At 59.4% G+C, this 25,466-nt stretch carries 24 protein-coding genes, 2 tRNA genes, 3 rRNA genes and 1 other RNA gene; 14 read left to right on the plus strand and 16 right to left on the minus strand.

Annotated features, from left to right (window positions below):
• Positions 1-73: 73 nt before the first annotated feature.
• Positions 74-352 (plus strand): SWIB/MDM2 domain-containing protein, encoded by a 279-nt coding sequence (locus H143_RS0103535; RefSeq protein ID WP_019936850.1) that lies wholly within the window; start codon positions 74-76, stop codon positions 350-352.
• A gap of 194 nt (positions 353-546) precedes the next feature.
• On the opposite strand, the gene H143_RS0103540 is transcribed toward H143_RS0103535, so the two are convergent.
• The 7 genes from H143_RS0103540 to H143_RS0103570 form a co-directional block, all read right to left on the minus strand.
• Entirely contained in the window at positions 547-912 is a 366-nt protein-coding gene (locus H143_RS0103540) for a membrane protein (RefSeq protein WP_019936851.1), read from the minus strand.
• A gap of 93 nt (positions 913-1,005) precedes the next feature.
• Positions 1,006-1,118: ribosomal RNA gene (gene rrf, locus H143_RS0103545) — 5S ribosomal RNA — on the minus strand.
• Positions 1,119-1,288: 170 nt separating this feature from the next.
• Positions 1,289-4,170 (minus strand): 23S ribosomal RNA (locus H143_RS0103550).
• A gap of 330 nt (positions 4,171-4,500) precedes the next feature.
• Positions 4,501-4,576 (minus strand) — tRNA-Ala (locus tag H143_RS0103555).
• A gap of 14 nt (positions 4,577-4,590) precedes the next feature.
• Positions 4,591-4,667 (minus strand) — tRNA-Ile (locus H143_RS0103560).
• Between the two features lie 70 nt (positions 4,668-4,737).
• Positions 4,738-6,268, minus strand: a 16S ribosomal RNA gene (locus H143_RS0103565).
• Together the 16S, 23S and 5S rRNA genes with 2 tRNA genes alongside form the textbook arrangement of a ribosomal RNA operon.
• A 348-nt stretch (positions 6,269-6,616) precedes the next feature.
• Positions 6,617-7,102 (minus strand): Lrp/AsnC family transcriptional regulator, encoded by a 486-nt coding sequence (locus tag H143_RS0103570; RefSeq protein ID WP_026349685.1) that lies wholly within the window; start codon positions 7,100-7,102, stop codon positions 6,617-6,619.
• Between the two features lie 166 nt (positions 7,103-7,268).
• On the opposite strand from H143_RS0103570, the gene hppD reads away from it, so the two are divergent.
• Positions 7,269-8,381 carry a 4-hydroxyphenylpyruvate dioxygenase gene (gene hppD, locus H143_RS0103575; RefSeq protein ID WP_019936853.1) on the plus strand — a complete coding sequence of 371 codons (1,113 nt, stop codon included), beginning with the start codon at positions 7,269-7,271 and terminating at the stop codon, positions 8,379-8,381.
• 88 nt (positions 8,382-8,469) lie between these two features.
• Here hppD and msrA read toward each other — a convergent pair whose 3' ends face one another.
• Positions 8,470-9,033 (minus strand): peptide-methionine (S)-S-oxide reductase MsrA, encoded by a 564-nt coding sequence (msrA, locus tag H143_RS0103580; RefSeq protein ID WP_019936854.1) that lies wholly within the window; start codon positions 9,031-9,033, stop codon positions 8,470-8,472.
• A 21-nt stretch (positions 9,034-9,054) separates the two neighbouring features.
• A complete protein-coding gene (locus H143_RS0103585; protein ID WP_026349686.1) occupies positions 9,055-9,372 on the minus strand; it encodes a c-type cytochrome in 318 nt (105 codons plus the stop codon).
• 146 nt (positions 9,373-9,518) lie between these two features.
• Between H143_RS0103585 and lgt the strand changes: the two genes are divergently transcribed.
• Positions 9,519-10,316, plus strand: coding sequence for a prolipoprotein diacylglyceryl transferase (gene lgt / locus H143_RS0103590; protein WP_019936856.1), 798 nt, complete (start codon positions 9,519-9,521; stop codon positions 10,314-10,316).
• Here lgt and H143_RS0103595 read toward each other — a convergent pair.
• The 4 genes from H143_RS0103595 to H143_RS0103605 all read right to left on the minus strand — a co-directional run bounded on the left by H143_RS0103595 (position 10,279) and on the right by H143_RS0103605 (position 12,048).
• Positions 10,279-11,007: an SIMPL domain-containing protein gene (locus H143_RS0103595; protein WP_019936857.1), complete on the minus strand. Its 729-nt coding sequence runs from the start codon at positions 11,005-11,007 to the stop codon at positions 10,279-10,281. The genes lgt and H143_RS0103595 overlap by 38 nt on opposite strands.
• A gap of 64 nt (positions 11,008-11,071) precedes the next feature.
• Positions 11,072-11,255: non-coding RNA, 6S RNA (gene ssrS, locus H143_RS21920), on the minus strand.
• Between the two features lie 68 nt (positions 11,256-11,323).
• The gene (locus tag H143_RS0103600; RefSeq protein ID WP_019936858.1) at positions 11,324-11,635 is read right to left on the minus strand and encodes a cell division protein ZapA; all 312 of its coding nucleotides are present in this window, start codon (positions 11,633-11,635) and stop codon (positions 11,324-11,326) included.
• Positions 11,635-12,048: a hypothetical protein gene (locus tag H143_RS0103605; protein ID WP_019936859.1), complete on the minus strand. Its 414-nt coding sequence runs from the start codon at positions 12,046-12,048 to the stop codon at positions 11,635-11,637. The genes H143_RS0103600 and H143_RS0103605 overlap by 1 nt, the downstream gene beginning before the upstream one ends.
• Positions 12,049-12,254: 206 nt before the next feature.
• On the opposite strand from H143_RS0103605, the gene H143_RS0103610 reads away from it, so the two are divergent.
• The 3 genes from H143_RS0103610 (at position 12,255) to H143_RS0103620 (ending at position 15,266) form a co-directional block, all read left to right on the plus strand.
• Positions 12,255-12,719 carry a tripartite tricarboxylate transporter TctB family protein gene (locus H143_RS0103610; RefSeq protein WP_026349687.1) on the plus strand — a complete coding sequence of 155 codons (465 nt, stop codon included), beginning with the start codon at positions 12,255-12,257 and terminating at the stop codon, positions 12,717-12,719.
• Between the two features lie 12 nt (positions 12,720-12,731).
• The gene (locus tag H143_RS0103615) at positions 12,732-14,237 is read left to right on the plus strand and encodes a tripartite tricarboxylate transporter permease (protein WP_019936861.1); all 1,506 of its coding nucleotides are present in this window, start codon (positions 12,732-12,734) and stop codon (positions 14,235-14,237) included.
• Positions 14,238-14,330: 93 nt separating this feature from the next.
• The gene (locus H143_RS0103620; RefSeq protein ID WP_019936862.1) at positions 14,331-15,266 is read left to right on the plus strand and encodes a LysR family transcriptional regulator; all 936 of its coding nucleotides are present in this window, start codon (positions 14,331-14,333) and stop codon (positions 15,264-15,266) included.
• 19 nt (positions 15,267-15,285) lie between these two features.
• Here the strand turns inward: H143_RS0103620 and H143_RS0103625 are convergent, their stop codons facing one another.
• The 3 genes from H143_RS0103625 to H143_RS0103635 form a co-directional block, all read right to left on the minus strand.
• A complete protein-coding gene (locus H143_RS0103625; RefSeq protein WP_019936863.1) occupies positions 15,286-16,812 on the minus strand; it encodes a tripartite tricarboxylate transporter permease in 1,527 nt (508 codons plus the stop codon).
• A 3-nt stretch (positions 16,813-16,815) separates the two neighbouring features.
• Complete coding sequence (locus H143_RS0103630) at positions 16,816-17,292, minus strand: tripartite tricarboxylate transporter TctB family protein (protein WP_019936864.1); 477 nt, start codon at positions 17,290-17,292, stop codon at positions 16,816-16,818.
• Positions 17,293-17,699: 407 nt separating this feature from the next.
• Positions 17,700-18,281 carry an RNA pyrophosphohydrolase gene (locus H143_RS0103635; RefSeq protein ID WP_019936865.1) on the minus strand — a complete coding sequence of 194 codons (582 nt, stop codon included), beginning with the start codon at positions 18,279-18,281 and terminating at the stop codon, positions 17,700-17,702.
• Positions 18,282-18,350: 69 nt separating this feature from the next.
• On the opposite strand from H143_RS0103635, the gene H143_RS0103640 reads away from it, so the two are divergent.
• The 8 genes from H143_RS0103640 to ybgF all read left to right on the plus strand — a co-directional run bounded on the left by H143_RS0103640 (position 18,351) and on the right by ybgF (position 25,444).
• Complete coding sequence (locus H143_RS0103640) at positions 18,351-20,081, plus strand: proline--tRNA ligase (protein WP_026349688.1); 1,731 nt, start codon at positions 18,351-18,353, stop codon at positions 20,079-20,081.
• Between the two features lie 62 nt (positions 20,082-20,143).
• Positions 20,144-20,572, plus strand: a complete 429-nt coding sequence (gene ybgC / locus H143_RS0103645) for a tol-pal system-associated acyl-CoA thioesterase (RefSeq protein WP_196801346.1) — start codon at positions 20,144-20,146, stop codon at positions 20,570-20,572.
• Positions 20,573-20,575: 3 nt separating this feature from the next.
• Positions 20,576-21,256 carry a protein TolQ gene (tolQ, locus tag H143_RS0103650; protein WP_019936868.1) on the plus strand — a complete coding sequence of 227 codons (681 nt, stop codon included), beginning with the start codon at positions 20,576-20,578 and terminating at the stop codon, positions 21,254-21,256.
• Positions 21,256-21,723: an ExbD/TolR family protein gene (locus H143_RS0103655; RefSeq protein WP_026349689.1), complete on the plus strand. Its 468-nt coding sequence runs from the start codon at positions 21,256-21,258 to the stop codon at positions 21,721-21,723. Before tolQ ends, H143_RS0103655 begins: the two co-directional genes overlap by 1 nt.
• Before the next feature lie 17 nt (positions 21,724-21,740).
• On the plus strand, positions 21,741-22,793 hold the full coding sequence (tolA, locus tag H143_RS0103660; protein WP_019936870.1) for a cell envelope integrity protein TolA: 1,053 nt from the start codon (positions 21,741-21,743) through the stop codon (positions 22,791-22,793).
• A 17-nt stretch (positions 22,794-22,810) separates the two neighbouring features.
• On the plus strand, positions 22,811-24,121 hold the full coding sequence (gene tolB / locus H143_RS0103665) for a Tol-Pal system beta propeller repeat protein TolB (protein WP_026349690.1): 1,311 nt from the start codon (positions 22,811-22,813) through the stop codon (positions 24,119-24,121).
• A gap of 34 nt (positions 24,122-24,155) precedes the next feature.
• A complete protein-coding gene (pal, locus tag H143_RS0103670) occupies positions 24,156-24,641 on the plus strand; it encodes a peptidoglycan-associated lipoprotein Pal (protein ID WP_019936872.1) in 486 nt (161 codons plus the stop codon).
• Positions 24,642-24,739: 98 nt separating this feature from the next.
• Positions 24,740-25,444: a tol-pal system protein YbgF gene (gene ybgF / locus H143_RS0103675; RefSeq protein WP_019936873.1), complete on the plus strand. Its 705-nt coding sequence runs from the start codon at positions 24,740-24,742 to the stop codon at positions 25,442-25,444.
• Positions 25,445-25,466: the final 22 nt, after the last annotated feature.

Consider the following 25,466-nt stretch of genomic DNA (forward strand, 5'->3'; position numbering starts at 1 on the left):
TCTTTAGAGGAGAGACACGTTATGCTGCGGCCCGCAGGACAAATTTTCCAACTACCAGAAGGAGAGCCGGATCATGGCCACTACCTCCAAGACCGCGACCGCGCGCAAACCCAACGCCGCGTTCATGAAGCCTCTGACCCCGAGCCCCGAACTGGCCGCCGTTATCGGCGCGCAGGCCGTGCCCCGCACTGAAGTCACCAAAAAGATTTGGGACTACATCAAGCAACATAACCTGCAAGATCCCGCCAATAAGCGCAATATCAACGCCGATGACAAGCTGCGCCCGATCTTCGGCAAAGACCAGGTCACGATGTTCGAACTGACCAAATTGGTCAATGCGCATCTAAAGTAATACGGCAAGGGCCGAGACGACGCATCCACCCGTCCCGCTACGGTTCCTCCGACTCAAAGCAAAAAGCCGCGTGTAACGTGGCTTTTTGTTTTGCAAGACCTAGCCTTTCAACCTGGCTCGGCCGGACCACGTTGCTCACGTGTTGCGGCGCAAAGAAAATTGACCACGGGTCAGTTTTAAATGCGCCTCAACACTCACGCATAAGCCGTGGGGTCGGAGCCCTGCAAAAACGCCAACCAGCCCTTGATCAGGCGATACAGAGTCCACACGATCGTGGCCAAGACTCCTAGCCAGCCGATGAAGATCAACGTCAGCACAGCGCTCAGGCTCAGCCACAGGATCGACCACCAGAACGTGCGCAACAGCCAGTCGAAATGCCGGGCATAGATCGTGCCGGCCGCGTCGGCCCGCTTGATATAGATCAGCACGACCGCCGCTAATGTGGCAACGCCTAGAAAACCGCTAGTCAGAAAGCCCAGCGCAAAAAGACCGTAAGCCACCTGCGTCAACAAGCGCAGATCCGGCCCGGCGGCAGGAGTGGAAGTACTCTGATCGCTCATGATAGCGGCTCCATAGTGTAGAGGGACGTCGAGATCTTACCGCACAAAGACAAACGCCCCAGCGTGAGTAGCTGGGGCGTTTGAGGGATAAGAGCCTGACGATGACCTACTTTCACAGATGTACATCCACTATCATCGGCGCGGTCTCGTTTCACGGTCCTGTTCGGGAAGGGAAGGGGTGGTACCGAGACGCTATGGTCGTCAGGCGAAGGGGGTAGGACGGTTGGAGGTCAGTCCAACGGTCCGAATGGGGGAAGAAGCACACGTTGAGGGGATTAGCCTCGGGGATGTGATGCACAGAGTATGTTCTGTGTGGAACGGTAGCTGCGCGATGCAGCACCGATCAGATCGTAGGATCTGTAAAGGTAAGGGTTATAGGATCAAGCCGCACGGGCAATTAGTATCGGTTAGCTCAATGCATTACTGCACTTGCACACCCGACCTATCAACGTCCTGGTCTTGAACGACCCTTTAGGAGGATCGAGTCCTCAGGGATACCTAATCTTCAGACGAGTTTCCCGCTTAGATGCCTTCAGCGGTTATCTCTTCCGTACTTAGCTACCCGGCAATGCCATTGGCATGACAACCGGTACACCAGAGGTACGTCCACTCCGGTCCTCTCGTACTAGGAGCAGGCTCCGTCAAGTATCCAACGCCCACGGCAGATAGGGACCAAACTGTCTCACGACGTTTTAAACCCAGCTCACGTACCTCTTTAAATGGCGAACAGCCATACCCTTGGGACCGGCTACAGCCCCAGGATGAGATGAGCCGACATCGAGGTGCCAAACACCGCCGTCGATATGAACTCTTGGGCGGTATCAGCCTGTTATCCCCAGAGTACCTTTTATCCGTTGAGCGATGGCCCTTCCATTCAGAACCACCGGATCACTATGTCCTGCTTTCGCACCTGTTCGACTTGTCAGTCTCACAGTCAAGCACGCTTATGCCATTGCACTATCAGCACGATTTCCGACCGTACCTAGCGTACCTTCGAACTCCTCCGTTACGCTTTGGGAGGAGACCGCCCCAGTCAAACTGCCCACCATGCACTGTCCCCGATCCGGGTAACGGACCTAGGTTAGAACCGCAAACAAACCAGGGTGGTATTTCAAGGTTGGCTCCAACTGATCTGGCGACCAATTTTCAGCGCCTCCCACCTATCCTACACAGGCCGGTTCACAATCCAATGCAAAGCTACAGTAAAGGTTCATGGGGTCTTTCCGTCTAGCCGCGGGTAGATTGCATCATCACAAACACTTCAACTTCGCTGAGTCTCGGGAGGAGACAGTGTGGCCATCGTTACGCCATTCGTGCAGGTCGGAACTTACCCGACAAGGAATTTCGCTACCTTAGGACCGTTATAGTTACGGCCGCCGTTTACCGGGGCTTCGATCAAGAGCTTGCACCCCATCACTTAACCTTCCGGCACCGGGCAGGCGTCACACCCTATACGTCGACTTTCGTCTTAGCAGAGTGCTGTGTTTTTAATAAACAGTCGCAGCCACCGATTCTCTGCGACCCTCTCAGGCTCGACGCGCAGGCGTCTCACCCTAACAGGGCATACCTTCTCCCGAAGTTACGGTATCAATTTGCCGAGTTCCTTCTCCCGAGTTCTCTCAAGCGCCTTGGAATATTCATCCCGTCCACCTGTGTCGGTTTGCGGTACGGTCTCGTACAGCTGAAGCTTAGAGGCTTTTCCTGGAACCACTTCCTATCACTTCGGCCCACATGGGGCCTCGCGCCACACCCTTGAGTTACGCGCCCGGATTTACCTAAGCGCCCTCTTCAATGCAGCAACAGGGACTTCCAACACCCTGATGATGATCCGCGATCCGTCCCCCCATCGCACTGTACGACGGTGCTGGAATATTAACCAGCTTCCCATCAGCTACGCATCTCTGCCTCGCCTTAGGGGCCGACTCACCCTGCGCCGATGAACGTTGCGCAGGAAACCTTGGACTTACGGCGAGGGGGCTTTTCACCCCCTTTATCGCTACTCATGTCAGCATTCGCACTTCTGATACCTCCAGCAGCCTTCACAAGCTACCTTCGCAGGCTTACAGAACGCTCTCCTACCGCGTGTACATAGTACACACCCGCAGCTTCGGTTTATCGCTTAGCCCCGTTACATCTTCCGCGCAGGACGACTCGATCAGTGAGCTATTACGCTTTCTTTAAAGGATGGCTGCTTCTAAGCCAACCTCCTGACTGTCTGGGCCTTCCCACTTCGTTTCCCACTTAGCGATAATTCGGGACCTTAGCTGGCGGTCTGGGTTGTTTCCCTCTTGAGTCCGGACGTTAGCACCCGGTGCTCTGTCTCCCGCGCTGTACTTGTCGGTATTCGGAGTTTGCCATGGTTTGGTAAGTCGCCATGACCCCCTAGCCATAACAGTGCTCTACCCCCGACAGTAATCACGCGAGGCACTACCTAAATAGTTTTCGGAGAGAACCAGCTATTTCCAGATTTGTTTAGCCTTTCACCCCTATCCACAGCTCATCCCCTAGTTTTTCAACACTAGTGGGTTCGGTCCTCCAGCACGTGTTACCGTGCCTTCAACCTGGCCATGGGTAGATCATCTGGTTTCGGGTCTACACCCAGCGACTAGACGCCCTATTCGGACTCGCTTTCGCTACGCCTTCCCTATTCGGTTAAGCTCGCCACTGAATGTAAGTCGCTGACCCATTATACAAAAGGTACGCCGTCACCCCACAAGGAGGCTCCGACTGTTTGTATGCATACGGTTTCAGGATCTATTTCACTCCCCTTCCGGGGTTCTTTTCGCCTTTCCCTCACGGTACTGGTTCACTATCGGTCGACCACGAGTATTTAGCCTTGGAGGATGGTCCCCCCATCTTCAGACAGGATTTCACGTGTCCCGCCCTACTTCTCTTGCGCCTAGTTCCACTTACGTCATTTCGCCTACAGGGCTATCACCTGCTACGGCCGGGCTTTCCATCCCGTTCGACTATGACAAAAGCTAAAACGCAAAGGCTCTTGCAATTTCGCTCGCCGCTACTTTCGCAATCTCGGTTGATTTCTTTTCCTCGAGCTACTGAGATGTTTCAGTTCACCCGGTTCGCCTCTCGCAGCCTATGTATTCAGCTACGGATACTCCTTTCGGAGTGGGTTGCCCCATTCGGATATCTGCGGATCAAAGCTTGTTTGCCAGCTCCCCGCAGCTTTTCGCAGGCTACTACGTCCTTCATCGCCTGTGGTCGCCAAGGCATCCACCATATGCACTTAGTCGCTTGATCCTATAACGCTTACCTCTTTCAAGGTGCTCTTTATAGGTGCTGTTCATTCGCGCTTGTGCCGTTCCAAAAACAACAGCTTTCACCCCTCACGCCCCTTACGGAACAAAAAGGCTACTGACCGTCTCTTGTCTTTTGAGAACTAAATCTAATGCAATCACAACCCGTGTCCCCTTTCGCAATCACCCCCCTAAAGAGGTCTCGCTACTCGGAAACACTTTACGTTGTGCTTCTTCCTCATTGTTAAAGAACGATGTGACTCTTGAACCCCACCCCTTTCAGGGCAAAATCCAATCATCAGTGCTCAACAAACACTCATGATTGAACTTTCTTTGGTGGAGGATGACGGGATCGAACCGACGACATCCTGCTTGCAAAGCAGGCGCTCTCCCAGCTGAGCTAATCCCCCGCGCTTGATCCGCTTGGTGGGTCTGGTTGGATTCGAACCAACGACCCCCGCCTTATCAAGACGGTGCTCTAACCGACTGAGCTACAGACCCGCTCCGATCTTTCAGTCACACATAAACAACCGATAAGCGTGGACACTTAACGCTTTGAGCTCTTACTCTTAAAGGAGGTGATCCAGCCGCACCTTCCGATACGGCTACCTTGTTACGACTTCACCCCAGTCACGAATCCTACCGTGGTAAGCGCCCCCCTTGCGGTTAGGCTACCTACTTCTGGTAAAACCCGCTCCCATGGTGTGACGGGCGGTGTGTACAAGACCCGGGAACGTATTCACCGCGACATGCTGATCCGCGATTACTAGCGATTCCGACTTCACGCAGTCGAGTTGCAGACTGCGATCCGGACTACGATCGGGTTTCTGAGATTGGCTCCACCTCGCGGCTTGGCAACCCTCTGTCCCGACCATTGTATGACGTGTGAAGCCCTACCCATAAGGGCCATGAGGACTTGACGTCATCCCCACCTTCCTCCGGTTTGTCACCGGCAGTCTCATTAGAGTGCCCTTTCGTAGCAACTAATGACAAGGGTTGCGCTCGTTGCGGGACTTAACCCAACATCTCACGACACGAGCTGACGACAGCCATGCAGCACCTGTGTTCCAGTTCTCTTGCGAGCACTGCCAAATCTCTTCGGCATTCCAGACATGTCAAGGGTAGGTAAGGTTTTTCGCGTTGCATCGAATTAATCCACATCATCCACCGCTTGTGCGGGTCCCCGTCAATTCCTTTGAGTTTTAATCTTGCGACCGTACTCCCCAGGCGGTCAACTTCACGCGTTAGCTGCGCTACCAAGAGCCGAAGCCCCCAACAGCTAGTTGACATCGTTTAGGGCGTGGACTACCAGGGTATCTAATCCTGTTTGCTCCCCACGCTTTCGTGCATGAGCGTCAGTGTTATCCCAGGGGGCTGCCTTCGCCATCGGTGTTCCTCCGCATCTCTACGCATTTCACTGCTACACGCGGAATTCCACCCCCCTCTGACACACTCTAGCCCGGTAGTTAAAAATGCAGTTCCAAGGTTAAGCCCTGGGATTTCACATCTTTCTTTCCGAACCGCCTGCGCACGCTTTACGCCCAGTAATTCCGATTAACGCTTGCACCCTACGTATTACCGCGGCTGCTGGCACGTAGTTAGCCGGTGCTTATTCTGCAGGTACCGTCATTTGACCCAGGTATTAACCAGGCCCTTTTCTTTCCTGCCAAAAGTGCTTTACAACCCGAAGGCCTTCATCGCACACGCGGGATGGCTGGATCAGGGTTGCCCCCATTGTCCAAAATTCCCCACTGCTGCCTCCCGTAGGAGTCTGGGCCGTGTCTCAGTCCCAGTGTGGCTGGTCGTCCTCTCAAACCAGCTACGGATCGTCGCCTTGGTAGGCCTTTACCCCACCAACTAGCTAATCCGATATTGGCCGCTCCAATAGTGCGAGGTCTTTCGATCCCCCGCTTTCCCCCTCAGGGCGTATGCGGTATTAGCTACGCTTTCGCGTAGTTATCCCCCGCTACTGGGTACGTTCCAATACATTACTCACCCGTTCGCCACTCGCCGTCAGTCCGAAGACCACGCTGCCGTTCGACTTGCATGTGTAAGGCATCCCGCTAGCGTTCAATCTGAGCCAGGATCAAACTCTTCAGTTCAATCTCTGTTTAATTGGTTGCCCCTACCCCATCCAGTTTTACCCAGACAGACTAGAAGCGCGCTCGCTTCTCTCAAAGGAAGACAAGATAAAATCTTACCTTGCTTCATTTTGTGAGCACTCACGCGTTTTGGTTCGCAGCAGCCCTAAGACCACCGCGCTCCGCTCTCGCGCCAAGTGCCCACACTTATCGGTTGTTTCGTTGTTAAAGAACAGGTACCGCTCGCTCCAGCCGCCAACGCCGCCTTCGCCCTCCACCTTCAACACACTCACTTGCGTTTTGCGTGTCAGCAGCAGAGAAACGAGATTATGAACATGTTTTTTAACGCTGTCAAATCAGCCTTCGATCTCAGGCAGAACCCACAGGCAATTCGGTCGTCTGCTTGATCTGCTGCAGGGCAAAGAAGGACCGCATGTCGACCACGGCCGGGTGGCGCATGAGCGTGTCCATCGCAAAGCGGGAGAAGTGCGCCAGGTCGGCCACCTGGATGCGCAGCAGATAGTCCATGTCGCCCGTCATGGCATAGCATTCCACCACTTCGGGCCAGGTCTGTACCGCCTGGGCAAAATCGCCCATGGGCGCATGACTTCCATCGATGTGCTTATTCAGGCGGATGGTGATGTAGGCCAGCAGGCCAAGGCCGACTCGCTCGGGATCGACCAAGGCAACATATCCCTTGATATAGCCCTGCTCCTCTAGGCGGCGGACCCGGCGTAGGCAGGGGCTGGGAGAAAGAGACACCCGGTCGGCCAGTTCCTGGTTGCTCAGACGCCCGTCGCGCTGCAATTCGGCCAGAATTTTGCGATCCACCCTATCAATCTGCTCTATCGAAATTTTCTGCCCCTAAATTGTATTTTAATGGCTAATTATGCCCAAAAATATGCCTGTTTAGAGCATCTTTGCAATCGTATGCCGGGACCTCCCTTCTAGAATATTGCACCTGAGCCGGCACTTCCTCATTCATGCCCGGCAACACCACGACACATTAGGGAGCCTCAATATGGAGACGCAATTTCAGCCCTGGGACAACCCCATGGGGACAGCCGGTTTCGAATTCATCGAATACGCCGCACCGGATCCGGTCGCCTTGCGCAGGGTTTTCGATCTGCTCGGTTTCAAGGCCATCGCCAAACACCGCCACAAGGATGTAACGCTGCACCGCCAGGGCGGCATCAACTTCCTGATCAACGCCGATCACGACTCGTTCGCCCAGCGCTTCGCGCGCCTGCATGGCCCATCTATCTGCGCCATCGCCTTTCGCGTGCAGGACGCCGCCAAGGCCTACAAGCGCGCACTTGAACTCGGCGCCTGGGGCTACGACTCGCACAGCGGCCCGATGGAACTGAACATTCCCGCCATCAAGGGCATCGGCGATTCCCTGATCTATCTGGTGGACCGCTGGCGCGGCAAGCAGGGTTCCGGCGGCATCGGCGACATCAGTATCTACGACGTGGATTTCGAGCCGCTGGACCCGACCAATGCCGAGGCCGATCTCAGCTATGCCGGCGCCGGGCTGACCATGATCGACCATTTGACCCACAATGTGCACAAGGGCCGCATGGATGAATGGGCCGATTTCTACTCGCGCCTGTTCAATTTCCGCGAGATCCGTTATTTCGATATCGAAGGCAAGGTGACGGGCGTGAAGTCCAAGGCAATGACTTCGCCGTGCGGCAACATCCGCATCCCGATCAACGAGGAAGGCACCGCGGAAAAGGGCCAGATCCAGGAATACCTGGACCTCTATCACGGCGAGGGCATCCAGCACATCGCGCTGGGCACCGACGACATCTATTCGACGGTGGAGCGACTGCGCAAGGGCGGCCTGGTCTTCCTGGACACGCCGGATACCTATTACGAACTGCTGCAAAAGCGTCTGCCCGGCCACGGCGAAGATACGGCACGCCTGCAGAAGAACCGCATTCTGCTGGACGGGGCTCCCGACGGCGGCCTGCTATTGCAGATATTCACCGAAAACCAGATCGGCCCGATCTTCTTCGAGATCATCCAGCGCAAGGGCAACGACGGCTTCGGCGAAGGCAACTTCAAGGCGCTATTCGAGTCGATTGAACTTGACCAGATGCGGCGCGGCGTAGTGCGCAGCGTCGACTGAACGTCCTGAAAGCGGACATCCGTCCGTGGATGAAAAAGGCCAGCCTATTAAAGACTGGCCTTTTTTGCTTTGCCGGACGGCAAAAATCTCAGGCGTCCGGCTTTAATCGATCGGCGAATTTTTTGCGGAACTTGGCGACTTTGGGCGCGATGACCAGAGCGCAATAGCCTTGGTCGGGATGCATCTCGAAGTAATGCCGGTGGTAGTCCTCGGCCGGCCAGAACGTGGCTGCGGGAACCAGCTTGGTAACAATCGGAGCGTCGTAGATATGCAGGCCGTCGATCTCTGCCATGACAGCCCGCGCCTGTTCGCGCTGCGACGTGTCCTGCCAGAAAATGGTCGACTCGTACTGCGGACCGACGTCCTCGCCTTGGCGGCCCGGCGTGGTGGGGTCGTGCGTGGCGAAGAACACGCGCAGCAGATCGGCGTACGACAGTTGCTTGGGGTCGAACTCGACGCGGGCCACTTCGACGTGTCCGGTGGTCTTATGACAGACCTGCTCATAGGACGGGTTGTCGACATGTCCCCCGGCATAACCGGGCCGCACATCGACGACACCTCGCAACTTCTCGAATACGGCCTCGACGCACCAGAAGCATCCCCCGCCAAGAACGGCGACCTCATGACCTTCCATGACAGGCAATTCAGACATAGCTCTATCCTCGTAAAGGGTTCAATGCTGCGACGATAGCGACAATACCCATTTGACCAGTTCCCGGGCCTGGGCCTCGCTGAGCTGGGATTGAGCAGGCATGGGGACCGCGCCCCAGTCTCCACGGCTGCCGTGCAGAACCTTGTTCACCAGATAATCCATGGCCTGGGGTTGGCCGGCATAGCGTTCGGCGACGCTGCGCAGTGGGGGGCCGACGCGCCGGGTATCAATCTGGTGGCAAGCCAGGCAGTACTTGCTGGAGGCCGGCGCCCCCTGGAACTGGGCCCAGGCTGCGACGGGCAGCAGACTCATCACCAGACAAATCAATTTGCGATTCATCGCGCACATTCTGAATTTCATCTTACTTGTCAGCATCCACAGTCCATATCGGACATGGCTATCGATGGTAACCGAATCGCGCGTACAGCCCCTGCGCGGGCAGGACCATAAGGTTATGATCGTGCAACTTTTGCGATGCGACTGCCATGCTTCATTACCCCCACTTCAATCCCATTGCCTTGCAGATAGGGCCGCTGGCCATACACTGGTACGGCCTGATGTACCTCCTGGGCTTCGCCATGGCCTACATACTGGGCCGCCGGCGCATCACCTCCGGCCATACGACCTTCCTGACGGTACGCGACCTGGAAGACTTGATTTTTTATTCGGTGCTGGGAGTCGTGCTGGGAGGACGGTTGGGCTACGTGCTGTTCTACCAGCCGGGTTACTACATGGCCCACCCTGCACAAATCTACCATGTGTGGGATGGCGGCATGTCGTTCCACGGTGGCTTGCTCGGCGTGATTCTGGTGATGCTGTGGCTGGCGCGAAAAAAGCGCGTGACGCTTTTCACGCTGAGCGATTTCGTCGCCCCCTTGATTCCACTGGGCCTGGCCGCGGGACGGCTGGGCAACTTCATCAACGGCGAACTGTGGGGCAGGCCGACCACGCTGCCCTGGGGCATGATCTTCCCGAATGCCGGCAACATACCGCGCCATCCTTCTCAGCTTTACGAGCTGGGACTCGAAGGACTGACGCTCTTTGCGATCATGTGGATATTCTCGTCCAAACCGCGCCCTGTCGGCCAGATAAGCGGCCTGTTCCTGATCGGCTACGGAACCTTCCGCTTTCTGGTGGAGTTCACGCGCGAACCCGACGCTTTCCTGGGGTTGCTCGCGCTGGGCCTGAGTATGGGGCAGTGGCTGTCCCTGCCCATGATCGTGATCGGCGTAGTGATCTTCGTGATCAGTGCAAGACGATCGTCCCGCTTACCGAAACACTGACCACCACGTTGCCGCCTTGGAGCGGCGCATCGACCTCATCGGCCTTGGCGGCCATGCGCATCATGGGCACGGGATGCGGCGCAGGCGGGACAGCGCCGGCACCGCTCATATCCAGCTGCGCGATGCGATAGCCCGAAAAGCCGAAGGCCTTGGCCGCCTCCAGCGCGCGGGCCCGGAAGGCCTGCGCAACCTGGCGCACCAGCTTGTGTTCCTGCGCCTGGCGCGCCTGGCGCGACAGGACGAAGACGATGTTGGAAATAGCCACATCCGAGTTCATGCGGGTCGCCAGCGCCGATGCCGCCGCGAAATCCCTGGACTGCAGCACGATTTCGCCGCGGCCGTGCCAGCCGTTGATCTTGCCTGCGTGATCGCGGCTGGGCCAGATGCCGTAGTTGCCGGTATGCGAGGTGATGCCGGCGGCATCCTGCGCCTGCTTGGTTGCCGTCGCCAGTAAGACCGCCAGTTGCTGACTGGCGGCGGCCTGACTCTGCGCCTCGGTTTCGGCCGCCAGGGTAATGCGCACGGTATCCAGCGGGACTTCAGCCGAGGCGGTGGCCTGCAAAGTCATGCGTGTACCGCTGGCCAGCGCAGGCGGGGATTCATGGGTGGCCGCGTGAACGTTGAAAGCCAGCAGGCACAGCACGGCCTGAGCCGCGCAATGCGTAATGATGCGCGTAGAAGGAAACCGCATGGGGAGCACTCCGGGAAACCCGCCTGGACAAGCCGGCAGGCCCGCAATCTGGGCCTGCCGGAATAGATGCCCCGCGTGTGCCGTCTAGGCCGGCATCTCGAACCCTCAGGTTCAAGTTGGCCGCTTCGGAGGGGCATCAGGTTCGTTTACGAGAAACGATCACGCCAACCCCAACACTCTGCAGCCTGTATGCCAAAAAGCATAGGTTCAGAGAATGTATGGCCAGGTCACGAGCACTGCAGGGACAAACCAAAAACGACGCACGGGCGGTGAAAGACCATCGTACGGAAAAGTACCAGCGTAGATACGGCAAAGACTATAGGAGCTTTTCCTGCCCGGAAAGTGCGTCATCCAGCATCGAGTTCATATCTTCGATTTTACGCTTGAAGTCGCCCACCGCCAAGCCGCCCAAGGGCCCATCGGGCGCTTTCAAACCAAGAAATTCGGTGGCGATATGCAGGGCAGCCATGACGGCGATGCGCTCGTTGCTGGATATCTTGCCCGTACCCTGGATACGCCCCATCAACTGGTCAACATGGCGGACGGCAGCCAGCAACCTAGGTTTTTCTTCGGTGTCGCAGGCCAGGGAATATTCACGGCCCAATATGGTGACGTCGACGCGCTCCATCAGGCTTGGTCTCCAACGGAAGCGCCGGGCAGACGGGAAAGAACGGTGTCGATACGTTCGCGCGCGGAAAGCGCGGCGGTGCGTAGACGGTTCAGTTCGGAATCGCGCGCCTGAAGGCTGACCTGAAGCTCGGCTTCGCGTTGTTTAAATTTTTCTTGAAGAGCCAGCCGCTCGGCCGCCTCCCGCGCCAATTGTTCGCGCAGCGCCTCGGTGGACAGCCCATGTTCGCTCATGGATGCGCGCAAGGCTTGCAGTTCGTCTTCATGTTCGGCGCAACGCTGTTGCAGGTTGCGCTGCTGGCGCTCGCTGTCGCCCAGGCGAGTGCGCAACGCATCGCGCTCGGCATGCAGTTGACGGGTGCGTTGCACTAAAAGCCCGATACGGGCAGCTAATTGATCGAGATCCTGCAGCATGGGCGCTATCGTAAACCATCCGGTAAATGCCGGGTTGCTTTCACAACTTTGCTAACAACAGATACGGACCTTATTGCTACATCCATGGGTTATCCCGAGTAAATTTCCATATCTGACAAATTTCTTTCTTTAAACTGAATTTTTACTTACTAAATTCTTTCATTAGGCTGTATTCTTGCCGCACAAAATGACAGAGCGAGCAAGACATGCGCTTACGCAATAGACAGGATTTCTGGTCTGGCATGATGTTCATCGTCCTGGGCCTTGGCTTTTCCTGGAAAGCCAACCATTACCAACTGGGCACCGCAGCCCGAATGGGGCCAGGCTACTTCCCCTTCTGGCTAGGCATGATCCTAACCCTGCTGGGGCTGATCATCCTGCTTGGTGCCCTGTCAAAAAGGGCCGACCAGACCTCGGTCTCGCCTTTCAATTGGCGCGTACTGCTGCTGGTTGTGGGTTCGGTGGTGGTGTATGCGCTAGCGCTGCGCCTGCTGGGCATCTATCTATCGGTATTTGTGCTGGTGGTGCTCAGCAGCCTAGCCAGCCATGAATTCAACTGGAAGGTCTCGGTGGCCAACGCGATATTCCTGGTGGCTTTCACCTATCTTGCCTTCATCAAAGGATTGGGCCTGATTTTCCCCCTATGGCCCGCGTTTCTAGGCATACGCTAAGGGAGTCGCCGCATGGATTTACTGCACAACCTGATGCTGGGGTTTTCCGTTGCCTTTACACCGGAAAACCTGCTGTACGCCCTAATGGGCTGCGTCCTAGGCACGCTGATCGGCGTACTGCCAGGCATAGGCCCGGTGCCTACCATCGCCATGCTGCTGCCCATTACTTATGTGCTCCCGCCCGTAGCAGGATTGATCATGCTTGCCGGCATCTACTACGGCGCCCAGTACGGCGGCTCGACCACGGCGATTCTGGTTGCGCTGCCAGGTGAAACATCGTCCGTGGTCACGGTGCTGGACGGCCACCAGATGGCACGCAGGGGCCGCGCAGGCGCGGCGCTGGCCATTGCCGCACTAGGTTCATTCTTCGCCGGTTGTGTCGCCACGCTGCTCCTGGCCGCCTTTGCGCCCCCTTTGGCCGAAGTGGCCTTCAAGTTTGGACCGGCCGAGTACTTCTCGCTTATGGTGCTGGGGCTGGTAGGCGCGGTCGTACTGGCTTCGGGATCGCTCCCCAAGGCCATCGCGATGATTATCCTGGGGCTGCTGCTGGGCATGGTGGGCACCGACGTGAACTCGGGCGTGGCGCGTTTCGATTTTGGCATTCCGGAAATGCTGGACGGCATCGATTTCGCCGTCGTGGCCATGGGTGTGTTCGGTTTTGCCGAGATCATGAGCAACCTCGAACAGAAAAATAATCGCGTGGAGATCACTGGCAAAGTCGGCACGCTGTATCCCAACAAGCAAGAATTCAAGGAAGCCTATCCCGCCGTACTGCGCGGCACGGCCTTGGGCTCCTCGCTGGGCATTCTTCCTGGAGGCGGCGCTGTGCTGTCGTCCTTCGCCTCATACACGCTGGAAAAGAAGATCTCCCGCGAGCCGCAACGCTTCGGCAAAGGCCATCCGGCCGGGTTGGCCGGCCCCGAGTCGGCCAACAACGCCGCCGCGCAGACTTCATTCATCCCACTGCTGACGCTGGGCATACCTGGCAATGCCGTGATGGCGCTGATGGTCGGGGCCATGACCATCCACAGCATTCAACCCGGCCCTCAGGTCATGACCGCCCACCCCGATCTCTTTTGGGGGCTGATCGCCTCGATGTGGATCGGCAATCTGATGCTGGTGGTGTTGAATCTGCCGCTGATAGGCCTGTGGATCAAGCTGTTGAAGGTGCCGTACCGCATCCTTTTCCCGGCCATCCTCGTGTTCTGCACAATCGGCGTGTATTCGCTGGACAACAATATCTTCGACATCCTGATGACAGCCGCCTTTGGCATGGCCGGCTATTTGTGGTCCAAGCTCAAGTGCGAAGGGGCGCCATTGCTGCTGGGCTTGGTCCTGGGTCCCATGATGGAAGAGAACTTTCGCCGCGCACTGCTGCTGGCGCGCGGCGATTACGCCACGTTCGTCACGCGTCCCTTGTCTGCATCGCTGTTGGCCTTTGCCGCAGTGCTGGTGGTACTGGTGGCGCTGCCTTCGATACGCAAGAAGCGCGAACAAACCTTCGTCGAAGAGGATTGAACCCATCGCAGCGGTGCAGTCAATTGTTGGCATAACCCCGGTTAAGATTGGCTTTGAGTTCTAGAAATAGAACAGTTCTGCCTGGGGTGTGTCATGCAAGATCTGAACGATCTGTACTACTTTGCCCAAGTCGTGGAACAAGGCGGGTTCAGCGCTGCGTCGCGCACGCTGGACATCCCCAAATCACGATTGTCGCGCCGCATCTCGCAGTTGGAGGAAAAGCTGGGCGTGCGGCTCCTGCAGCGCACGACGCGGCGGCTGCGCCTGACAACGGCCGGCGAGCGCTATCTGCGCTATTGCCAGGAGATGACCGCGTCGGCGCGAGCGGCTGAAGACGCGATGCGGCAACTGCAATCCGAGCCTTCGGGGCCGGTGGTGATCAGTTGCCCGGTATCGCTGGCCCAGCAGATCCTGGCACCACTGCTGCCCGAATTCCTGGACACCTGGCCTGCCGTTTCGGTGCAGGTGCTGGTGACCAACCGTCGGGTCGATCTGATACGCGAAGGCGTGGATCTGGCCTTGCGGGTACGAACGCGCCTGGACACGGATGCCGAGCTGGTGGTGCGGCGCTTCGGCACAGCCATGAGTACGCTGGTCGCCAGCCCGGCCTACCTACAACGCCACGGCACACCGGAAACACCGCAGGATCTGGTGAATCACATCACGCTTAGCTTCAATGAGCCGCAGCCCGAGGCGCACTGGACCTTGCGCAATCTGCAAAGCGAAGAGGTGGAGGTGGTGGTACGTCCGCAGCTATCCTGCAACGATTTCATCATGCTCACGCATGCGGCCGTACGCGGCCGCGGTGTGGTGCTGCTGCCCGATGAAGCAGTACGCGAAGAAATGCGGCGCGGCCAACTGGTGAGGGTGCTGCCGGAGTGGAGATCACCGGAAGGAATACTGCACTGCATCTACCCCTCGAGACGGGGCATGATGCCGGCGGTGCGGGCGCTGCTGGATTTCCTTTCGGAACGTCTGCCTACCGCCTACCACCATCTGGACATGCCGCCCCAAGAGCGGGCGGCATAACCCGTAGCAGGGCCTGGCCTTAGACCGCCGGGGCCGAGGCAGCCTTGCGCTCGCGCAAAGCCTTGCGCGCAAAGGCACCAATCTGCAAAAACAGCAGCAGCGCGCAGGCAGCGATAAACCAGGCACTGATGGGGCGCTCGATAAAGGTGCCCAGATTGCCGCGCGACAACAGCAGAGCGCGGCGGAAGTTTTCCTCGACCATGGGTCCCAGCACGAAGCCCAGCAGAATCGGGGCGACCGAGAACTCCAGCACCATGAAGATGGCGCCGATGATGCCGAAAGCCAGCACTTCCCAGGTCTGGAAGAGGTTGTTCTGCGTACTGAACACGCCCACCGCAATGAAGAACAATGCCGACGGGAACAAGTAGCGGTAGGGCACCTGCAGCATCTTTACCCATACGCCGATCAGCGGCACATTAAGGATCACAAGCAGCACATTGCCCACCCAGAAGCTGGCGATCAGCCCCCAGAAGATGTCCGGATGTTCGGTGATCAGTTGCGGGCCGGGCTGGATGCCCTGGATCAGCAAGGCACCCAGGATCAACGCCATCACTGCGTCGCCGGGAATGCCCAGGCTCATCGTGGGAATGAAGTCGACCTGCGTCTTGGAGTGCGATGAGGCCTCGGGCGAAGCCACGCCGGCGATCATGCCGGTGCCGAATTTCTCGGGCGTCTTGGATATCTTGCGCTCAAGCGCGTAGGCGATGAAGGTGGTGATGGTGGGACCGGTGCCAGGCATGGCGCCGAAAATGGTGCCAATGGCGGTACCGCGCACCATGGGCATGAAGGCCTCCTTCATCTCGGGCCAACTGGGCCACATGTCGCGCATGCGCAGCTTGGTGGAGCCGCTGTTGACGGACGACATGCGATTGGCGCTCATCAGGAAGTCGGCCACACCGAACAGGCCCATGGCCACCGCCACCAACTCCAAGCCGTCGGACATGTCGACCAGGCCAAAGGAAAAGCGGATCTGCCCGGTGTTGACGTCGGTGCCGGCTACGCCGCAAAGCAGGCCGAACAAGGTCATGGCCACACCCTTGAGCGGCGAGCCGCGCGACATGGTCGCACCAGCCAGCAGGCCCAGCAACATGATGGAGAAGATCTCGGCGGGACCGAACTTAAATGCGATCTCGACCAGCAGCGGCGAGCAGAAGATCATGACAATGATGCCGACCGACGCCGCGAAGAACGAGCAGATCATGGTGATGCCCAGCGCCGTGCCACCTCTGCCCTGGCGGGTCATCGGGTAGCCGTCGAGGCAGGTTACGGCGTGCGGTGGATGCGACGGCAGGTTCAGCAAGATCGCGCCGATGGCGCCGCCGTACATGGACCCGTAGAAAATGCCGGCCAGCATAAGCAGGGCAGGCGTATGGTGCATGACGTAGGTGAGCGGCAGCAGGATGGAAATCGCCGACAGCGCGCCCATGCCCGGCAGCACGCCGATCAGGTTGCCGACCAGCACGCCGAAAACCGTCCACATCAGATTGTGGGGTTCGAGGGCAACCCCGAACCCGAACATCAGATCGTGCAAGGATTTTTCAATCATGGCTCAGCCTCCCCACTGAAACAGGGGAAGCTGCAACTGCAGCGCCCACTCGAATATGACCGCCGCCACCAAGCACATGAGGACGGACAGAATAAAGACTTGCTTGAAGGTATTGGTGCGATCGCCGAAACCCGAAATGAAGACGATGGCGAACGTGGCGGGAATCAAGCCGCCGTAATGGCCGAACAGGATGAAGGCCACGATGCCGAGAATGATGCAGGCGGCGGCGCGGAAATCGGGAAGACTGGTTGGATGGGCATGCTCGCTCGCTTCCTGCTTGGGCTTGTCGCCACGCGCCGACAGTGCGATCAGCAGGCCGGTGACGATCATCAGGACGCCTACCGCCGCCGGGAAATAGCCGGGTCCCATCTGCGACAGGCTACCGATGTGGTACCCCATGGCGGCATAGACCGTGGATAGGCCTATCGCCGCGATCAGGGCCCCTCCGAAGTAGTCTTTTTTGAACTTCGCTTGCTGCATATAGTCTCCTCGCGACGACTCGCGGGTGTTGTGGTTGTGCGCTTTGTCCGGTCAGGGTCGGCGTATCCCGTCCAGACTGCTTTGAAAGGGCATGAGGCCAAACTTCTTATTTTCTTTCAAACGAGTGAATTTTGTCTGAAATTAAGGACAATCCCTTAGTCATACTGTCGTTTTTCTGACTAATTTCTGTCGTTTTTCTGACTAAAGCCTCTGCGCGAGGCCGATACATTACCGCAGACTAAACCTGGCTGCTCATCTGTTGGCCTCGCCGGATGACGTGCGGCAGGCTCATGCCGTGCTTGTCCGGTGGGCGCAGATCAGCACGACCGCGTCGCACTCGTTGTCCGCCTGAGACGCCTGAGACTTTAGACCGCGCGCGTCGGCCCGGGTAATGCACCGCCCCTTCCTCAACCAGCAAGCTGCACATGATCATCCTCGGGACTGGAGGAAGGATCGATGGACTCTACCGAACGGACGCCATGCACGCGCTGTCTGAGATAGCGGGTTTCGTGGTGGCGGCGAAACAGGATGGCCGACAGTTCGTTCAGCGCCCGGGTATAGACATCGCGCTTGAACTCGATGACGGCATCGAGCGGCACCCAATAATGGTTCCAGCGCCAGGCGTCGAACTCGGGATGCGACGAGGCGCGCAGACAGACGTCGCAGTCACGGCCGACCAGACGCAACAGGAACCAGATCTGCTTCTGGCCTTTGTAATGCCCGCGCCATTCGCGCCGGACGAAATGATCAGGAACCTCATAGCGCAGCCAATCGCGCGTGCGCCCCAGGATGCGGACATGCTCCGGCTTGAGGCCGACTTCCTCGTGGAGTTCGCGATACATGGCCTGCACGGGACTTTCGCCATGCTTGATACCACCCTGCGGAAACTGCCAGGCATGTTCCCGTATGCGCTTGCCCCAGAAAACCTCGTTTTTGCCGTTGACGAGAATGATTCCGACATTGGGGCGGTAGCCTTCCCGGTCGAGCATGGGCCACCCCCAACTGAATTCAATACAATTACAGTCGATTTTATACGTATATCAACCCCGCCCCCACCTATGCGCGCCTCCCGATACCACCTGAATACCCTTAAAGAAGCCCCCGCCGAAGCAGAGGTGGCCAGCCATCAGCTGATGACTCGGGCAGGAATGATCCGCAAGCTCGCGGGCGGGGTTTATACCTACATGCCCCTGGGTCTGCGCGTTATCCGCAAGATCGAGAACATCGTGCGCGAGGAAATGAATGCCGCTGGCGCCATCGAGCTGCTGATGCCGATGGTCCAGCCGGCCGAGCTTTGGCAGGAATCGGGCCGCTGGGTGGAGTACGGCCCCGAACTGCTGCGCTTTAAGGACCGCCACGATCGCGACTTCGTGCTGCAGCCGACCTCGGAAGAGGTAATCACCGACATCGCCCGCAACGAGATTCACAGCTACCGCCAGCTACCGCTGAACTTCTATCATATCCAGACCAAGTTCCGTGACGAGCGCCGCCCCCGCTTCGGACTGATGCGCGGCCGCGAGTTCACCATGAAGGACGCCTACTCCTTCGACCGGGACGAGGCGGGTGCGCAGCGCAGCTACGACATCATGTACCTGGCCTATATGCGCATTTTTCAGCGCCTGGGCCTGCGATTCCGTGCCGTTGCCGCGGACACCGGCTCCATCGGGGGCTCCCGCAGCCACGAGTTCCAGGTCATCGCCGACACCGGCGAAGACCTGCTGGTCTACAACCCTGACTCCGACTACGCCGCCAACATCGAGCTGGCCGAGGCGGTCTGCCTGCTGCCCGAGCGCGCCGCCCCCGGCGAACCCCTGGCTGCCGTGCCCACGCCGGGCGCGGCCAAGTGCGAATCCGTAGCCGAGCTGCTGAACCTGCCCCTGGTGCGCACCGTCAAGTCCATCGTACTGGCGACCGACGGCGAGGATGGCGCGGTGCAGGTCTGGCTGCTGCTCCTGCGTGGCGACCATGAACTGAACGAGATCAAGGCCGGCAAGATCGAGGGCCTGACGGGCTTTCGCTTCGCGTCCGAGGCCGAAATCGTTGAGCATTTCGGCTGCAAGCCGGGTTATCTGGGTCCCATCGGGACGGCCAAACCCGTGCGCGTTATCGCAGACCGGACCGTGGCCAACATGGCCGACTTCATCTGCGGTGCCAATCAGGCCGACCTGCACTACCGCGGCGTGAACTGGGGACGCGACCTGCCCGAACCCGAGCGAGTCGCCGACCTGCGCAATGTGGTCGAGGGCGATCCCGCACCCGATGGCACCGGCCATCTGGCCATCCAGCGCGGCATCGAGGTGGGCCACGTGTTCTACCTGGGCACCAAATACTCCACCGCCCTGGGTGCCACCTTCCTGGACGATACCGGCAAACCCGCCACCCTTGAAATGGGCTGCTACGGCATCGGCGTCACCCGAATCGCAGGCGCGGCGATCGAACAGGGCCACGACAGCCGCGGCATCGTCTGGCCGCGCGCCATCGCGCCTTTCGAAGTGGTGATCTGCACGGTAGGCTGGGGCAAAAGTGAAACCGTACGCAACACCGCCACTGAACTCTATGAGGCCCTGCGCGGCCGTGGCGTGGACGTCATCCTGGACGACCGCGATGCCCGCCCGGGTGTCATGTTCGCCGAATGGGAGCTGATCGGCGTGCCGCTGCGCGTTACCATCGGCGAGCGCGGCCTGAAGGACGGCTTGATCGAGCTGCAGGCCCGATCTGAGACCGAAGCAAGCAAGATACCGACCGGAAACGCTCTGGAACAGACGATGGCCAGGCTCGAAACGCTGTAGCGCGATACGCGGTAATATTCGGGCCGGACGGCGCGCTCGCAGTCCTGACCAGCTTTTTGCCTATCGTGACTGATCTCACGCCCCCCTATGAATTCGTGTTCGACATCCGCGTCTATTACGAAGACACGGATGCCGGCGGCGTGGTCTTTTATGCCAACTACCTGAAGTTCTTCGAGCGGGCCCGCACGGAGTGGCTGCGGGCGTTGGGCTTTAACCAGTCCGACCTGGCCGACCGGCTCAAGCGCGTCTTCATGGTCGCAGGCCTGGACATGGATTACCGCAAACCGGCCCGCCTGGACGACCTGCTGACCATACGCAGCCGGGTGACCCGGCTGGGCCGGGCCTCAATACATTTTGCGCAGCGCGCGGAGCGCCAGGGTGAACTTCTCGCCGAAGGCAATATCCAAGTCTGCTGCGTCGACGCCCTTCAACTGCGCCCCGCGGGACTTCCCGCCGACGTACGCGCTTCATTGCAATCGACCCAGGAATAATCCATGCAAGCTTCCAACGACATGTCGTTGCTCTCGCTGATCAGCCATGCCAGCTTTCCCGTGCAGCTCATCATGCTGCTATTGCTGGCCATATCCGTCATCTCCTGGACCTACATTTTCGCCAAGCGCATGGCGGTCACGCGCGCGAACAAGCAGACGCTGCGCTTCGAGGACGACTTCTGGTCGGGTGGCGACCTGGCCATGCTGCAGCAGGCCGTGTCCAGCCGCCGTGACGAACAGGGCGCCCTGGCCCGCATTTTCGATGCCGGCATGACCGAATTCCTGAAGTCGCGCCGCAGCGCGCCGGCCGGCGACATCAACACCGCGCTGGACGGCCCGCGCCGCGCGATGCGCGCCTCGTATCAGCGCGAAATGGACGCGCTGGAATCGCACCTGAACTTCCTGGCCTCGGCCGGCTCGGTGAGCCCCTATATCGGCCTGCTGGGCACCGTGTGGGGCATCATGCACGCCTTCATCGGACTGTCCAGCATGCAGCAGGCCACGCTGGCCTCGGTGGCGCCCGGCATTGCCGAAGCGCTAGTCACGACCGCCATCGGCCTGTTTGCCGCCATCCCCGCCGTGGTGGCCTACAACCGCTATACCAACGATATAGATCGGCTGTCGATCCGCTTTGACAGCTTCATCGACGAGTTCCTGAACATTCTGCAACGGCAGGTGCGCTAATGCCTTCCGCACGCTCTGGGGGCCGGCACGGCCGGCGCATGAAGTCCGAGATCAACGTCGTGCCGTACATCGACGTAATGCTGGTGCTGCTGATCATCTTCATGGTCACCGCGCCGCTCATCACGCCCGGACAGATCCAACTGCCATCCGTGGGCCAGGCATCCGAGGTACCGGTCAAACCGCTGGAAGTGCAGATCAAGTCCAACGGTGACATTTCTCTGCGCCTGCGCGAGCCCGGCGCCTCGTACGTTCGCATCGCCCGCCCCGAACTCGTGGACCAGGTTCGGTCGCGCATCACAGCCGATACGCCTGTGGTCATCGCCGCGGACGGCAAGGTTCCCTACGAATCGGTGGTGAAGGTCATGGACGAGCTGCGCAGCAACGGCATCAACAAGCTGGGCCTGCTGGTCGACCAGAGCAACAATAGCGGCAAGGCCGCCAGCGCCACGGCGCCGCAGAAACGCTGATCCGGGATCAAGCCCGAATGAAACGCCCCCCCTCTTCCGCGCGCGAGACGACGCCCGACACCGCCACCAAGGACCGGCGCAAGGCCCTGGGCCTGGCCATCCTGGTGCACGTGCTGCTGCTGCTCGTTCTGATCGTGGGGCTGCATTGGCATTCCGAAGCGCCCCCGGGGCCCGTACAAGTGCAGCTGTGGGCCAAGGGCGACAATCCCAACGCCACGCCACCGAAACCGCAGCCTCAGCCATTGCCGCAACCGCAACCCAAGCCGCAGCCGCCCCAGCCGGTTACCCCGCCACCGCCACCGCCCGCCCCGCCCAAGCCGCAGGTCGATCCCGACATTGCGCTGGAGCAGGCGAAGAAAAAGCAACAGGAAGAGCAGGCCAAGCAGGAGGCGGCCGCACAAGCAGCCAAGCAGGCTGCCGCCAAGGCCGCGGCCGAACAAAAAGCCAAGGACGATGCTGCCAAGAAGGCGGCTGAGGACAAGGCCGCTGCCGCGCAAAAGGCCAAGGACGACGCGGCCAAGGCAGCCGCTGTGGCGGCGGCGCAAAAGGCTGCCGCAGAAGCTGCCGCGCAAGCCGCGGCGCAACAGGCTGCCGCAGAAAAAGCGGCTGCCGAGAAAGCCGCCGAAGAACAGAAGGCCACGGCAGAAGCCGCTAAGAAGGCGGCCGCCGCTGCAGCTGCGGCCAAGAAGGCTGCCGCGGATAAGGCCCTCAAGGATTCGTTCAAAAACGCGATCCTGGGCAACGCCGGCATCGCCACCGGGAAGGCCGACCACAACCAGACCGGCGGCGGCGGCGGAACCGACGGTGGCTATGGTGCGAAGGTGCGCGCCTGTGTTCAGCCCGGCGTAACCTATGCTTCGCCGCCGCAGAGCAGCACCAACCCCAGGGCGCAATTCCGGGTACAGTTGTCACGTACCGGCAAGGTTACCCAGGCCACCCTGACTCAGTCTTCAGGCATCCCCGCTTTCGACACCGCGGTCCAGCGAGGCATCCTGGCCTGCGACCCTTTCCCCAAGCCCTCGATCGGACCTTATCCGTCGTCGATCGATATCGGCTATGACATGTATTGACTGAAGGAGATAGACGCATGACCTCCGTCTTCCGCGCCCCTATGCTCAGGACGCTACGTACGCTCGGCCTGGCACTCCTGCTGCCGGCGGCCCTGCTGGCCGCACAACCTGCGTGCGCACAACTGCAAGTCAACATCTCGGGGGTTGGAGCCACCCAGTACCCGATCGCCATTGCCGATTTCGCGGCCACCGACACCACGGGCCAGGCCATCGCCGACGTCATCCGCGCCGACCTGAACCGATCGGGCCAATTCCGGCTGATCGACGCCGCCGGCGCCAACCTCAACGTCGACAGCCCGATCTCGTACGACGACTGGCGTGGCCGCGGCGCAGACTACCTGGCCTACGGCAGCGTGAAGCAGGCGGCCGACGGTAGCTACCAGGTCAGCTACCGCCTGGGCGACGACGTCCAGAAGACGCAGCTGGACGGCGTGGCTTTCAACGGCACCGCGCAACAACTGCGCCGCGTGTCGCACCAGATCGCAGACCGCATTTACCAGAAGATCACCGGCGTGCGCGGCGTGTTCTCCACCCGTATTGCCTATGTGCTGAAACAGGGCAATACCTATGAACTGCAGGTGGCCGATGCCGACGGCCAGAATCCCCAGGTGGCACTGCGCTCGCGCCAGCCCATCATCTCGCCAGCCTGGTCGCCCGACGGCTCGCGCCTGGCCTATGTGAGCTTCCATACCGGCAAGCCCGTGGTCTATGTCCAGACCCTGGCCAGCAGCGCCCAGATTCCCGTGGCCAATTACAAGGGCAACAATAGCGCTCCGGCGTGGACGCCCGACGGCTCGCACCTGGCCGTAGCCCTGACGCGCGACGGCCTGTCGCAGATCTATATGGTATCGGCCAAAGGCGGTTCCAGCCTGCGCCGCCTGACCCGCTCGCCCGGCATCGATACCGAACCTTTCTTCATGCCGGATGGCAAGTCGTTCATCTTTACCAGCGACCGCAGCGGCGGCCCGCAGATATACCAGATGGGCCTGGACGGAGGCGATGCGCGCCGTCTGACGTTTACCGGCAATTACAATATCTCGCCCCGAATTTCCCCTGATGGATCGACGCTCCTGTACGTTGCAAGGCGCGACGGTTCGTTCCGTATCGCTACGTTAAACCTGGCCTCCGGTAACGAGACCTTGCTAACTGGCGGTCCCGACGATCAATCGCCAAGCTTTGCACCAAACGGCATGCAAGTGCTTTATGCTACTAAGCAAGGCGGGCGTAGTGTGCTGGCAGTCGTTTCGACCGATGGCCGCGTACATCAAACGCTGTCAGTCCTGAACGGGGAAATCCAGGAACCAACGTGGGGCCCCTTCACCCAATAACACGTGTGATCTTCTTTCTACTTAAGGAACCATCATGAAGTCGCGCATTGCCAAGAGCCTTTCCATTGCTGCCCTGACCGCCGCCCTGGCGGCCTGTAGCTCCGTCCCTCTCGATAAGAACGCCGGCGGTGCTAGCAACGGCAGCACCGGCGATGTCATGGACCCGTTCAACCCGAGCAGCGTGCTGTATCAGCAACGCTCGGTCTACTTCGGCTTTGACCAATACAACGTCGACGACCAGTACCGCAATCTGGTTTCCGAGCACGCCCACTACCTCGCAGCCCATCCCCAACAGCACGTCAAGATCGAAGGCAACACCGACGAACGCGGCGGCGCCGAGTACAACCTGGCCTTGGGCCAGCGTCGTGCCGAAGCCGTGGCCAAGCTGATGGAGCTGCAAGGCGTGAACAGCAGCCAGATCGAGACGATCAGCTTCGGCAAGGAAAAGCCCAAGGCTATGGGCCACACCGAAGCCGACTGGGCGCAAAACCGTCGCGCCGACATCGACTATCTGCGTTAAGCAAACGCGTGCCGGCCTGACCAAATCGGGCCGGTATTCTTGCTTTCGCAGGCCCACGTCGGGACCCTGTCCCGACGTTTTTTTTGTGGAAATAACACATGCGAAACCGTGCACTCACCCCGCGCCGACTGGCGCTGATCGCCAGCCTGACCTGCGCAGTCGTGGCAACGCCGGCAGCCCATGCGTTTGCCGACGACGATGCCCGTAGTGCCATTCTGCAATTGCGCCAACAGATCGAACAGGGCCAGCAGCAGCAAGTGCAGTTGTACAACCAGATTCAATCGCTGCAGGACCGCGTCGACAAGCTGACCGGGCAAGTCCAGGAGCTGCAGCATGTGCAGCAACAGCAACAGCAACAGACTCAGCAGCCTGGCGCCAATAACAGCACGCAAGGCACTACGCCCGGCCAACCAGGCCCGCTCGCCGATCCACAGGAAGCCGCTACTTACAACAGCGCCATCGATCTGTTCCGCAAGAGCGAGTACAAGAAAGCCGCCGATTCGCTGGCTGCCTTCGTTGCCCTCTACCCCAACAGCCAGATGGCGCCAGCGGCCCGCTTCTTCCAAGGCAGCAGCCGCTATGCCCTGAAGGACTACAAGGGCGCGATCTCGCTGCTCGATGGCGTGGTGCACGACTATCCCAACGATCCCCATGCGGCCGATGCCATGCTCGTGATCGCCGGCTGCCAGATCGAACTGAACAACCGTGCTGCCGCCAAGGCGACCATGCAACGATTGATCAGCCAGTATCCCAATACGCAGGCCGCCGCGTCGGCCAAGAGCCGCCTGAAGCTGCTGCAATAAACGCCCTGCGCTTTCATTGCGC

The organism is Bordetella sp. FB-8 (genome assembly GCF_000382185.1).
Classification (GTDB): domain Bacteria; phylum Pseudomonadota; class Gammaproteobacteria; order Burkholderiales; family Burkholderiaceae_B; genus Bordetella.